General features: G+C 34.4%; 10 protein-coding genes and 2 riboswitches. All 10 genes read right to left on the bottom strand.

What is annotated here, in order from left to right; all coding sequences use genetic code 11:
• Positions 1-6: 6 nt before the first annotated feature.
• On the bottom strand, positions 7-1,905 hold the full coding sequence (locus ILYOP_RS03445) for a penicillin-binding protein (protein WP_148223659.1): 1,899 nt from the start codon (positions 1,903-1,905) through the stop codon (positions 7-9).
• 511 nt (positions 1,906-2,416) lie between these two features.
• Positions 2,417-2,656 carry a TIGR03905 family TSCPD domain-containing protein gene (locus ILYOP_RS03440; protein ID WP_013387127.1) on the bottom strand — a complete coding sequence of 80 codons (240 nt, stop codon included), beginning with the start codon at positions 2,654-2,656 and terminating at the stop codon, positions 2,417-2,419.
• A gap of 144 nt (positions 2,657-2,800) precedes the next feature.
• Positions 2,801-4,270 carry a threonine synthase gene (thrC, locus tag ILYOP_RS03435; protein ID WP_013387126.1) on the bottom strand — a complete coding sequence of 490 codons (1,470 nt, stop codon included), beginning with the start codon at positions 4,268-4,270 and terminating at the stop codon, positions 2,801-2,803.
• 10 nt (positions 4,271-4,280) lie between these two features.
• On the bottom strand, positions 4,281-5,210 hold the full coding sequence (locus ILYOP_RS03430; RefSeq protein ID WP_013387125.1) for a homoserine kinase: 930 nt from the start codon (positions 5,208-5,210) through the stop codon (positions 4,281-4,283).
• An 18-nt stretch (positions 5,211-5,228) separates the two neighbouring features.
• Entirely contained in the window at positions 5,229-6,437 is a 1,209-nt protein-coding gene (locus ILYOP_RS03425; protein ID WP_013387124.1) for an aspartate kinase, read from the bottom strand.
• Between the two features lie 18 nt (positions 6,438-6,455).
• Positions 6,456-7,409 carry a homoserine dehydrogenase gene (locus ILYOP_RS03420; protein WP_013387123.1) on the bottom strand — a complete coding sequence of 318 codons (954 nt, stop codon included), beginning with the start codon at positions 7,407-7,409 and terminating at the stop codon, positions 6,456-6,458.
• Positions 7,406-8,380, bottom strand: a complete 975-nt coding sequence (locus ILYOP_RS03415) for an aspartate-semialdehyde dehydrogenase (protein WP_013387122.1) — start codon at positions 8,378-8,380, stop codon at positions 7,406-7,408. The genes ILYOP_RS03420 and ILYOP_RS03415 overlap by 4 nt, the downstream gene beginning before the upstream one ends.
• A 99-nt stretch (positions 8,381-8,479) precedes the next feature.
• Positions 8,480-8,543: riboswitch (glycine riboswitch) on the bottom strand.
• Between the two features lie 2 nt (positions 8,544-8,545).
• Positions 8,546-8,623: riboswitch (glycine riboswitch) on the bottom strand.
• An 839-nt stretch (positions 8,624-9,462) separates the two neighbouring features.
• A complete protein-coding gene (gene glyS, locus ILYOP_RS03410; RefSeq protein WP_013387121.1) occupies positions 9,463-11,535 on the bottom strand; it encodes a glycine--tRNA ligase subunit beta in 2,073 nt (690 codons plus the stop codon).
• Positions 11,536-11,567: 32 nt separating this feature from the next.
• Entirely contained in the window at positions 11,568-12,446 is an 879-nt protein-coding gene (gene glyQ / locus ILYOP_RS03405) for a glycine--tRNA ligase subunit alpha (protein WP_013387120.1), read from the bottom strand.
• Positions 12,443-12,919, bottom strand: coding sequence for a signal peptidase II (gene lspA / locus ILYOP_RS03400; RefSeq protein WP_013387119.1), 477 nt, complete (start codon positions 12,917-12,919; stop codon positions 12,443-12,445). The genes glyQ and lspA overlap by 4 nt, the downstream gene beginning before the upstream one ends.
• Between the last annotated feature and the right edge of the window lie 16 nt (positions 12,920-12,935).

The raw sequence follows: 12,935 nt of genomic DNA, 5'->3' as shown, positions 1-12,935 counted from the left end.
AAACACCTATTTCAGGTGAATTTTCACCTTATTTATTTTTTCAAGAGCGGTACCCTTTTTCGGCCATTGTGAATCCACCAACCCAGTTCCCGAAATTTTAACCTCTATACCCAGTTTACCTAATATCTTCAGTACCTCTCTGGCACTTTTCCCAGAAAGATCAGGCATTTCAACCAGAGGTTCATTAGAACTATTTTCTGGAAATTCCATTTCAGAATCTCCAAGATATTCCACATCTCCCGGAAGGATGTCGTTGTACTTTATTATTCTCTTGGCAACCTCTTTAAATACTGGGGCAGCTACAGATCCACCAAACTTCTTATAGTAAATATCTGCCTGTGGCTTCAAAAACATAAAGAGCATTAAATACTGTGGGTTATTTGCCGGAAAGAAACCTATAAAGGACGCTAGATATTCGCCCCTGAGATAGCCGCCCTTAGAACTTATCTGGGCTGTTCCTGTCTTTCCTCCGATTCTATAACCATCTATGGCTGCATTTTTACCTGTACCATCAGCTACCACATGTTCGAGCATACTTCTCATCTCTTGTGAAATCTTAGGAGATATCACCCTTCTCACCTTTTGAGGTGTATTTCTTCGTATTACTACTCCGTCATCTCCGGCTATTCTATCAACCACATAAGGCTGATAAAGTACTCCTCCGTTTATTACCGATGAAAAAGCCGTTGCTAGTTGTATAGGGGTTATTGCTATCCCCTGACCAAAAGCCATTGTATTTTTTTTAAGACCATCCCATTTATTGTAATGTTGCATATATGGTTTTAACTCTCCGGGAAGATCCACCTTAGTTCTATCTTCTAGACCAAACTTTTCAAGATATTTTTCAAATGTTTCATTGCTGAATTTGTCGCTTATAAGTACCATTCCCACGTTACTGGATTTTTTCAATACCTCTTCTGTAGACAATATTCCCTTTGTGTGTCTGCTGCTTTCCCTTATGGTGTGCCTGTGTCTTACTATTTTACCATCTCCCACATCAAAGGTATCATTAGGAGAAATCAATCCCTCTTCCATCCCAGCCGCCACAATCAGAGGTTTAAATGTAGAACCAGGTTCATACTGACTCTGTATTATCTGATTTTTTAGGTTTTTCTGGGGGCTTTTGTTGAATATTGATGTAGCTAGTATTCTGCCTGTATTTGGATCCATTATCAGTCCTAGACCCATTTCAGCCCTGGTGTTGTCAAATTGTTTTTTCACTTCTTCATTGAGTATATATTGTAAAAAATAATCTATAGTTAAATAGATATTTTTACCATTTGCAGATATTTCCAACTCATCTGATGCCGTTGGAAGTCTCATAAAACGACTTCTGGTAAATATATCTTTTTTTGTTATTGTTCTGGCTCTAAGATACTTTTCATACTTTCTTTCCACTCCGAAAATTCCTGTTTTAGAATCTTTTGATTTTTTAGTAAACCCTGTAATTCCAACCAGATATGAAAATATTTCTTTTCTATAATACTCTCTGTTACCTTTTTTCTGAAAGAATATTTCGTTGTGTTTGAGTTTATATTTTTCCTTTATTAGTTTCTCTATCTCTTCTTTTTTATCTTCTTCTACATTTTTAGCTATTATTTTATATTTAGACTCAGATAAAGAAGGTAATTTTTTTTTTAGTGCCCTATACCCTATTTTAATATGATTTTTATCTATCTCCTCTAGGGCATTCATTGCAGTCTCAAATTTATAAACTCTTCTAGGATCTATAGCTACTGTATATAAATTTGAATTATAAGCTAAAGGTTTTCCTCTAAAATCCAAAATTTTACCTCTATTACCCATAATCGAATAAGTTGCCTCTACTTGGTCAACAAGTGTCTTTTCATACTTTTTATGCTCTATCACCTGTACTTGATACAGACGTGTTATCAAAATCAACATAAAAAAAAGACAGGTCCTCGAAAGATTTTTACTTCTGGTTGTGAAATTAGAATACTTGTATTTTTCACTATCTCTACTTATTATGTAAAGTAAAAAAAATAAAAAAGTGACATCCCAAACAGTAAAGTGTGCATTTCCTTATAAATAAAAAGTAAAATCAGAGACAAAAAAAACCCCTGTCAGTACTTTTATTTTAACCTTTTTTGATAGCATGAAAAGTTGCCTCCTAGACAAAAATAACTTTTAGTTTTTAATATCAATTAATTATAATTTATATTCAATAATATTACAACTTTTTTCACGAACTTCACAAGCTATCTTTAAGAAAAACATCTTGTTACCAAGATGTTTTTCTCCGATGGTATACTATTAAAGTTATCATCAATAATTTTTCATCTTATTATTTCTTGAAAATATTCTATTACGTATGTATTATAACATTATTTTCTTCTCAAGAAAATATTTTTGTTTAAAAAGATGAAAAAACAATCATTTTTATATCAATCTTTCATCATAATAACTCTTTTAAGGCTTTTGCCAACTGATCAGGACAAGATGTTTCTCTTGATCCACAGTTCATCCCAGAGAGCCTTTCTATTACGTCATCTACCTTCATTCCTGTTAGTAGAGCACTTAGACCCTGGGTATTTCCACTGCATCCACCTTTAAAAACAACACTTTCAATAACATCTCCATCTACTTTAAAAGAGATCTCTCTTGCACAGACCCCTGAAGTTTTAAATGTCTTCATAATTTTTTCCTCCTAAAATTTTTATATAAAAATTATATCAGTTTTACCTAATATGTCAAATTTATTTATTTTTAAACAATAAAGAGGCATCTAGTATTCTAGACACCCCCTTTTACATGTTTAACCTCTGATAAATTTTAAAATTTATTTTTTTATTAGATTTTCCAAAAATTCTTTCATTCCATCTTTTTCTATGCAGTTTTTATGGAGTACAGGAAGTTTATCTATCCCTTTTACTGCACTGTGAAGTTCTACACCTGTTATTTCATTTAACATCTCTATTTCTTTAAACTCAGTTTCTCCCTGTTTCCCAAATGACCTTAAGACACTTGAAGGAAATTTATATATACTGGCTGTGGATAATACTACTACTTTTCTTTCAGTTTTTTTTCTAAGTGCTACATTCATAGCTACCGAAGTATGAGTGTCCATTATATAGTTATCATTTTCAAAAACATTTTTTATTGTATCTATACACATATCTTCATCAGTGTATCCAGATTCCATAATATTCTGAATATTTTCTAGCTCCTGCTTTTCTATACTGAAAACTCCGTCTCTATTGAACCTTTCGTAGATCTTAGAAACTTTGTCAGCATCTCCCAGTGTATGATAAAGAAATCTTTCAAGATTTGAAGAAACTAAAATATCCATAGATGGACTCATTGTTTTATGAAAATCTCTTTTTTTGTCATAGGTTCCGCTCTGAAGAAAGTCTGTCAAAACATTGTTTTTATTAGAAGCACAGATCAGTTTTCCAACTGGAAGACCCATTTCCATAGCATAATAACCTGCTAGTATATTTCCAAAGTTTCCTGTTGGAACACAGAAGTCCACTTTTTCCCCTAGGGTAATTTCATTGTCTCTCAGCATCTGTGCATAGGCCTTAAAATAGTATATTACTTGAGGAAGAAGTCTGCCTAGATTTATGGAATTTGCCGAAGACAGCTCTAGGCCTTTCAAAATACTATTAAACTCTTCGTCTGAAAAAATATCCTTTACACCTGTCTGGCAGTCATCAAAGTTCCCTTTTAATGCAGAAACAGTTAGATTATCTCCCTCTGTTGTTATCATTTGAAGTTTTTGAACCTGGCTTACACCCTCTTCTGGATAAAAAACAACTACTTTAATCCCCTTAAGATTTTTAAATCCTTCAAGAGCTGCCTTTCCAGTATCACCAGAAGTAGCAACAAGTATAAGGGTATCGTCTACAGCATTTGTTTTCTCTCTAGCTTTCACAAAGAGTCTTGGCATAAGCTGAAGTGCCATATCCTTAAATGCAGCTGTTGGACCATGCCATAGTTCCATTACATATACTTCATCCTCGACTTTCACCACAGGAGTTCTTTCTTTGTGTGAGAAATTAATGTCGCTGTAAGCACCCTCTACACATTCTTTTATCTCTTCTTCTGTATAGTCAGAAAGATATTTTTTCAGTACTTCAATAGAAACTTCTTGGTAGTTAAGTTTTTTCAAGCTGTTTATTTCGTCAAGAGTAAATTTAGGAAAACTCTCAGGTACAAAAAGTCCTCCTCCTGGAACCATTCCCTCTCTTATGGCTTCTGCTGCCGAATAACTTTTTTCAAGGTTTCCCCTAGTACTAACGTATCTCATTTTTTCCTCCTTAGAAATATCTCAGCAATGGAAGGAGATCTTTGTAATTTTTAAACTCCATATTTACACTGCTGTTGTCCTCTACATGAAATTTATTAACTCTCAAAAATATAAAAGTAAGAGCAATTCTTATGAGAGCTTCATTCATGAGCTCCTTCTCTTCTTCGGTTATCTTTCTTTCACTCTCATAGGCATTTAAAAATACTTCAGTTAGCCTATTTTCAACTTCATCTGAAAAACCTCTGTTTCTTATCCAAAAACTTATAACTATAGCCAAATCAAGAATAAGAGGTCCTCTAAGACAGTCGTTGAAATCTATTATACCTGATATTTCACCTTCTTGCATAAAAACATTGTCAGGAAAAATATCGTTATGAATTATACCAAAGGGAAGATTTGAGTAATCTATTTTAGATGCCCTTTCATAATACTTCATAATGAAATCATAATCATCTTTAAGTATTCCTCTGAGATCAGCCTTTGATATTATATCATAAAAATACTGCATATCTATTTTTCTGTTTCTTTTTATATCTCTGTCTTTCAAGAGGTTATGCATTTTACCTAGCTTTTGGCCTATCTCTTTAATATTATTTTCATTTATAGACTTTACTTTTTCTCCTTCTATAAATGTAAATACCGAAGTCATCTTACCATCTATAAATGTATAATTTTCTCCTAAATCATTTTTTATAGCCGTTGGACATGGAAACCCATTTAAATTAAGATATTCTAGAAATTCGAGTTCCTTTACCTCTTCTGTGTAATCCCTCTCACCTTCTAATATTCTAAAAATAAATTTACCTTTGTCACCTTCTACAAAATAATTAGTATTTAATATCCCCTCAGATATCTCCTCTATCCTGTCCACCTTTTTAAAGGAGTAACTTTTCAATATATTCTTTATATATTCATCGCTCAATTTAGTATAAACAGCCACTGTTTACCGACCTCCATTTTAGGCAGAAAGGCTTTTTTCTATAAGTTCATCATGCATCAGCCTTTTTAATTTATCTACATTTTCTTCTGCTACAACATAAGAAAGACTTGTTTCCGAAGAAGACATCATTTTTGGTTTTATCCCGTTGTTATTAAGTATTCTCATTACACTTCCCTGAAGCCTGTTTGAACGAACCCCTATACCTATTGCAGAGACCATTCCCAAATTCAGTTTTACATCTATATTTTCTTTGTTTCCCAGCTTCTCTTGGATAAGTTTAGAAACTCTCACTGCCTCTTTTTCTTCTAAAAGGAATGAAATTTCAAAATGCCCAGAAGGATTAAGTCCTTGACTTACCAGTCTGATATCAATTTCCCTATCTTCTAATATATCCATTACATCACTTAGATAATTATTACTTTCAAGCTGAGTTATAGTCAATTTAGCAAGTCCTTTGACATGCGTTATTCCTCTTACCATTGCTTTTTCCATTTTTTCATCCCCCTTTACCCAAGTTCCTTCTTCCCATGTAAACGCTGATCTCAAATGAATATCGATCCCATATTTAGCAGCTAGTTCCACACTTCTGCAGTGAAGAACTTTAGCTCCTTTCCCCGCCATCTCTATCATCTCTGTGAAAGACACCTGTGGTATCTTTCCAGCATTTTTTACCACTCTCGGATCAGCTGTGTATATACCATCTACATCAGTGTAAATTTCCACCTGATCTGCAGATATAGCTGCCCCCACAGCTACAGCCGTTGTATCCGATCCCCCTCTTCCAAGGGTAGTAATATTACCATTTTCGTCTGCACCTTGAAATCCTGTTATTATAACCACATGGTCACTGTTTAATTTTTCCATTATTTTTTCAGGTGATATATCCAGTATCTTTGCATTATTAAAATCATTAGTCGTCTTTATTCCTACTTGTGGTCCGGTAAAAGAGATGGCCTTGTGTCCAAGCTGTTCTATTGCCATTGAAAGAAGTGCCGCTGATATTTGTTCTCCCACAGAGAGTAGCACATCTAACTCTCTTCCTTGAGGGTTGCTGTTAACCTCTTCTGCTCTTTTTATCAGAGAATCAGTCATGCCTCCAGGTGCAGATACAACTACCACCATCTTGTTGCCCTCTTCTTTATTTTTAACTACCCACTTAGCGACTTCCTGCAGTCTCTCAGTGTCCTTTACGCTTGTTCCACCAAATTTCTGTACTATTAATGCCATTCTCCTTACCCCCTCGTATTAATTCCAAGAACGACTGGCTAAAACTTTATATATGTCAGATACTACAGCTGAAGCAGTTGCGTCCATCCCTGCTCCCTCTCCGAAGAATATTGTTTTCCCTGTATATGAACCGTCTATCTCCACAGCATTGTAAACTCCGCCTACATCATAAAGAAGTTCGCTGCTTTCAATTAGTTGTGGTGATACTCTTACTGTCAGCTTTCCTTCTTCTTTAAATGCTTCTCCTAAAAGTTTGTATCTTTTTCCTTCTGCCTTGGCTTTTTCGATATCTTCCTTAGTTAACTTATCAATCCCTGTTATAGGTATTGATGAAAATTCCTTTAGTTCTCCCCAAGCTAAATATGCAAGAACACTTATTTTATGTCCTGTATCGATACCAGCTACATCAAATGTAGGATCTGCTTCTGCATAGCCTTTTTCCTGAGCGTCTGCAAGTGCTTCATCATAACTCATTCCCTCTTCCATTTTTGAAAGCATATAGTTACAAGTACCGTTTAGTATCCCTCTTATTCTTTCAAATCTATTTGGAAAAAGTCCTTCTTTAAGGGGAGTTACAACTGGAATCCCTCCTGCAACTGCTGCCTCAAAGAAAAACTTAACATTATTTTTTTCTGCAAGAGCAAATAATTCTTTTCCGTGAGTAGCTATAAGATGCTTGTTTGCACACACTAAGTTCCTTCCTGATCCAAGGATTTCCTTTGCTATTTCAAAGGCTATCCCCACTCCGCCGATTAGTTCTACAACTGTATTGATCTCTTCATCTGCTAGTATTTCTTTATAATTATTTGTAAAGTTAAATTTACCAAATGGAAAGTTTCTCTCTTCAAGGTCACAAACTTTTGTAACATTTATTTTCTCTCCAAACATGGCCTCTAATCTATCTTTCTCAAGTGTAAGAATTTTTAAGACTCCTTCGCCTACAGTACCTAATCCTATTACACCTAATTTCATAATTTTCCCCCTTTTGCAAGTACCTCTGCTATTTGTACGGTGTTTGTTGCTGCACCTTTTCTAAGGTTATCTGATACTACCCACATGTTGAGACCATTTTTTATGCTTGGATCTTTTCTAAGTCTTCCTACGAATACTTCATTTTTTTCATCTGATTCTGAAGCCAGTGGGTATACATTGTTTTTAGGGTCGTCATACAGCACAACTCCTGGAAAATCTTGTAGTGCATCTCTTAATTTCTGAATATCAACTTCTGATTCTGTTTCTACGTTTATTGAAACTCCGTGACAGTTAAGTACTGGTACTCTTACACAAGTTGCAGTTATAGGCAACTCTGGAACTTCAAGAATCTTTCTGGTTTCATTTATCATCTTCTCTTCTTCTTTGGTGTAGCCATTGTCTAAAAATACATCTATATGCGGAAGGCAGTTATTTTTTATCTGATAAGGATAAAATCTTTTCCCTTCTTTTAATTCCTCTATACCATCTCTACCAGATCCTGAGACAGCCTGATAAGTGCTGTAAACAACCCTTTTTAGTCCAAATAAGTCTTGAACCACTTTTAAAGGAAGTACACACTGTGTTGTTGAACAGTTTGGATTTGCTATTATTTTGCTATTTTTTATAGCCTCTGGATTTACTTCAGGTACCACTAGCGGAACATCTTCTGTCATTCTCCATGCACTTGAGTTGTCTACTACGATAGCTCCTCTTTCTGCAGCTTCAGGAGCAAATTTCTTACTTGTTTCTCCACCGGCTGAAAATAGTGCTACATCTACTCCTACAAAACTTTCAGCTTTAAGTTCCTCTACAACTACTTCTTTTCCTCTGAAAGTCATCTTTTTACCAGCTGACCTAGCCGAAGCCAAAAGCTTTATCTCTTTAACAGGAAACTTTTTTTCTTCAAGTACCTGTAACATTTTCCTTCCTACCATACCAGTTGCCCCAACTACCGCTACAACATAACTCATTGATAATCCCCCCTAAAAAAATTTAAATATATAAAAAGAGGTTACAAAAATGTAACCTCAAGAAAACAATCCATACGCAAAAATAGTTGCGTGGGTTTTCCTCCGTCCTTTTACCTGAGAGTGTTACTCCTTCGGTGACTGATCAAACAGTTCTCTCCTGAGGTTCGTCCAGCATAGGTCCATTTACCTGAAAGATTTACTTCTTCGGTGGCTGTTTTACCAGCTCTCTCCCTATACCTTCATCCGATTTATTAAGCTGTCAGTGACTCGACATTTATTTACCGTGTTGAAGATTATAATAATAGATTTTTAAAGAAATGTCAAAAGTTTTTTTCTTTATTTAACATTATTATGTTCACTCTGATAAAATTATCTTTAATCACTACAGCTTTAGCCCTTTATTAATGTATAATTTATCAGGCTGAGACTTTTCACTGTTTGATGAGGTTGTTATTTAATTTTATAAAAAAATGCCCGTTAAGAACATATGTTCTAAACGGGCATTTGACTACTTTTAGACTCTATCCCACTTAGAAACATTCCACATTTTCATTATTCTAAAATGGGTCTGAATCAGCAGAAATTCTGATTGCAAACCCTACATAATAATTATGGTGGTGGTTATAGTTAGTCTAAACATAGCATTTCTCTCCTCTATACTTTTGTGACAATACTCTATCACAACTTTTATTTTTACTTTCGAAACTTTTTACTGTTTTTTATAACTTTGTCTTTCCTAGAAGAACTTTTATGTATAATAGCAGTTATAGACCATTAACGTCAAGTTAAAAATTTTTAATAAATAACTCCTTGCATTATATTAATTTTTCTAGGTTTTTAATAAAAATCTGCCTTTAGTATAAATATATTTCATAATAAACCCAGAGTTAACAAGGGTTAAACAATGTTTCACTCTATAAAACTTGTCTTTCTTTTATAAATTTAATAAAATTTTCATGATCTTTTAATTGAGAAGTTTTATAAGCTAGTACCAATTATTTGATACAAAAAAAAAAGTTTTTTTTCAAAATATTTTTGTTTTTCATTGGATAAATAAAAAAAGGCGTCCTAAGACACCTTTTTTATTTTTCTTCTATCAAATTCAATTTAGCTACTCTGTTAAAAATCTCATTTAGAGATTTCAAAAGAGAAAGTCTATTATTTTTTAACGATTGATCTTTATCCATTACCATTACACTGTCAAAAAATCTATTTATTACATTTTTACCCGCAAGAATATTTCTAAAAAATTCTTCATAAGATTTAGTTTGAAGATTCAATTCTGTTTTTGAATCAAGGTCTACATAAAATTTATGAAGTTCCTTTTCAGCGTCTTCTACAAGTAAATCAGTTGAAATTGCTTTTTCATGATGATCTTTAGATATATTTCCTACTCTTTTTAAAAGGAGTACCAGATCGTTAAATCCCTCTTCCTTAGAAACTTTTTCCAGTGTCTCTATTTTTTCAGAGGCCTCTAAAAGAACATCACAATCTATACTTAAGACTGCACCAATAACATCTTTTCTGTGTCCATGGTCAGCAAATACATTTATAGCTCTCTGTTTAAAAAATTCCATTAGATCTTTTAAAACATCTTTTTTAGGTCTCTTAAGAACATTGTCTTCTTCTAAAATATCAAGCATTTTAGAAGTAAGCTCCTCTAAAGAAATCACAAGTTTAGAATTTAAAATAATATTTACAATTGCAAGTGCGGCTCTTCTTAGGGCAAAAGGGTCTTTTGAACCACTAGGGATCATACCAATGCCAAAACATCCCACTAGGGTATCCATTCTGTCGCATATTCCTGCTATTACTCCTTCTATACCTTGAGGAAGCTTATCTCCCTGGTATCTAGGGTAATAATGCTCTTCTATACCCTTTGAAACGACCTCTTTCTCTCCGGCCTTAAGAGCATAATCTGCTCCCATAAACCCTTGGAGCTTTGTAAACTCTTTTTCCCCTATCATGTTAGAGACAAGGTCAGCCTTTGCAAGATGAATAGTTCTCATAATATCTTCTTTTGAATCCCTTAATGCTAATTTTTCACTCATATATTCAGCAAGTTTTTTACTCCTTGAGATTTTTTGAGCTATTGTTCCTAGATCTTTTTGGAATACCACAGTAGATAGCTTATCTACAAATTCCTCAAGAGATTTTTTCTGATCTTCCTGATAAAAAAATCTGGCGTCAGAAAGTCTTGCAGATAAAACCTTCTCATTACCCTTTCTTACATGCTCAGAAGATGTTATCCCATTTCTGATAACTACAAATTTAGGTAAAAGCTTACCCTGGCTATCTAAAATAGGGAAGTACCTCTGGTGGACCTGCATAGATATAATAAGAACTTCCTGAGGAACCTCTAAAAATTCTGAGTTGAAAGTTCCAACTATAGGATAAGGATATTCTATAAGATTTGTCACCTCATCTAGTAGGTCAGGCTCTATAAGTACCTGTTCCCCTGTCTTGGTGCATTTTTCCTTTATCATATCTATGATCATTTGTTTTCTTTCTTCTATGTCCACTATTACGTTATTTTCTCTGAGTTTTGTAAAGTACTCTTCAATTGAAGTTACTTCGAACTCCTCGCCAAAAAATCTATGTCCCTTTGAATTTAAGGAACTTTTTATCCCTTCTATTTCAAATTCTACCAATTCATCGTCTGCCATTGCCAAAAACCACTGGACAGGTCTTGCAAATTTCATACTTAAGTCAGACCATTTCATAGATTTTGGGAATGTTAATCCTGTGATAAGGTTTTTAAGTAGTCCTGAAAGAAGCTCTTTAGTATCCTTACCCTCTACAAACTTTCTTACGGCAATATATTCACCTTTAGGAGTTTCTAGAATCTCTAAATCTGTAGGATCAATTCCTTGAGATTTTGCAAATCCAACACCGGCCCTTGTAAGCTCACCATTTACGTCATATGCTACTTCTTTTGCAGGACCTGTATTTACTATATCAAGATCTTCCTGTTTTTCTGAAACTCCGTCTACTAGAAGAACTAACCTTCTAGGAGTCCCAAAAGTTTTCAGGGTTTCAAACTTTATTCTCTGGCTTTCAAATTCTTTTTTAATATATTTTTCTATATCATTTAGTGCAGGCTTCAAAAACCTTGCAGGTATCTCTTCCATACCTATTTCCAATAGGATCTTCACGTCATTCTCTCCTTTCTTGCAGCGAGATTATATTAATTCGACTCTTTTTTCAATAATGGGTAACCTAGGTCTTTTCTGTTTTGTACAAAAACCTCTGCACACCTTTTAGCCAAGTTTCTTACTCTTAATATATAAGACATTCTCTCTGTTGTTGAGATAGCTCCCCTTGAATCTAATACGTTAAATACATGAGAACATTTTAACACATAATCATAAGCAGGGAAAACAAGCTCATCTTCTAGTGCATTAAGAGCTTCCTTTTCATAATCGTCAAACCATTTAAAATGAAGGTCTAAGTCTGCTTTTTCAAAGGAATACTTTGAATTTTCATACTCATACTGGAATCTAATATCCCCGTATTTTACACCCTTTGTCCATTCAAGATCATAAACACTCTCTTTTCCTTGAAGATAAAGTGCTATTCTCTCTAAACCATATGTAAGCTCTGCAGGCACAACTTCTAATTCAAGTCCTCCTACCTGTTGGAAATAAGTAAATTGTGTTATCTCCATTCCGTCAAGCCATACTTCCCATCCTAGTCCCCAAGCACCCAGAGTAGGTGACTCCCAGTCATCTTCTACAAATCTGATATCGTGTTTTTGAGGATCAATCCCGAGAACTCTAAGACTCTCAAGATATAACTCTTGTATATCTTTAGGCGATGGTTTCATTATTACCTGAAACTGGTGATGCTGATACACTCTATTTGGATTTTCTCCGTATCTTCCGTCTTTAGGTCTCCTAGACGGCTCTACATAGGCTACATTCCAAGGCTCTGGTCCCAGAGACATAAGAAATGTATTGGGATTGAATGTCCCTGCCCCTGTTTCAATGTCGTAAGGATTTGCTAATATGCATCCTTTAGAACTCCAGTACTGTTGGAGTGCAAATATCATTTCTTGAAAGGTCATTTACTTTCCTCCTCTATACTTTTCTCCTTTTTTTTCGTTGCCAAAACTGATTCCAAAACAATAAGGGCTACCCCTATATTTATCCAAACGTCAGCCAGATTGAAGACAAAACTCCAGATCCCTCTGAAATCAACCATGTCCACAACGAATCCTCTGAAAATTCTGTCGAGCATATTTCCGATAGCACCGGAAAGTATGAAGGAATATGCAAAATTTTCTAGTGTGTTTCCTTTTTTCAAATTCTTTGCAAGATATATTATTATTCCAATTATTGCTGCCACTGTCACTAAGGAGATAATGTTGATTTTCCCCTGGAGCATCCCAAAGGCAACCCCTCTATTTTTTACATAGGTTATATGCAAAAAATCATACAGCAGAGCTATGCTTTCTCCCTCTACCATCCTGCCAACTATCATTATTTTTGAAATTTGGTCTAGGGCTATTAGCAGAAGGATTAACAGAAGATACAACATAAATTCACCTTCTCAG

This window comes from Ilyobacter polytropus DSM 2926 (assembly GCF_000165505.1).
Taxonomy (GTDB): domain Bacteria; phylum Fusobacteriota; class Fusobacteriia; order Fusobacteriales; family Fusobacteriaceae; genus Ilyobacter; species Ilyobacter polytropus.
Note: the sequence above shows the minus strand (reverse complement) of the source record. Positions and strands in the feature narration are given on the sequence as shown.

Bases quoted from the DNA above. Each gene is read 5' to 3' on its own strand.
- lspA (WP_013387119.1), bottom strand. From the start codon at position 12,919: ATGTTGTATCTTCTGTTAATCCTTCTGCTAATAGCCCTAGACCAAATT.
- ILYOP_RS03445 (WP_148223659.1), bottom strand. From the start codon at position 1,905: ATGTTGATTTTGATAACACGTCTGTATCAAGTACAGGTGATAGAGCAT.
- glyQ (WP_013387120.1), bottom strand. From the start codon at position 12,446: ATGACCTTTCAAGAAATGATATTTGCACTCCAACAGTACTGGAGTTCT.
- ILYOP_RS03415 (WP_013387122.1), bottom strand. From the start codon at position 8,380: ATGAGTTATGTTGTAGCGGTAGTTGGGGCAACTGGTATGGTAGGAAGG.
- ILYOP_RS03440 (WP_013387127.1), bottom strand. From the start codon at position 2,656: ATGAAGACATTTAAAACTTCAGGGGTCTGTGCAAGAGAGATCTCTTTT.
- thrC (WP_013387126.1), bottom strand. From the start codon at position 4,270: ATGAGATACGTTAGTACTAGGGGAAACCTTGAAAAAAGTTATTCGGCA.
- ILYOP_RS03420 (WP_013387123.1), bottom strand. From the start codon at position 7,409: ATGAAATTAGGTGTAATAGGATTAGGTACTGTAGGCGAAGGAGTCTTA.
- ILYOP_RS03425 (WP_013387124.1), bottom strand. From the start codon at position 6,437: ATGGCATTAATAGTACAGAAATTTGGTGGAACAAGCGTAAAGGACACT.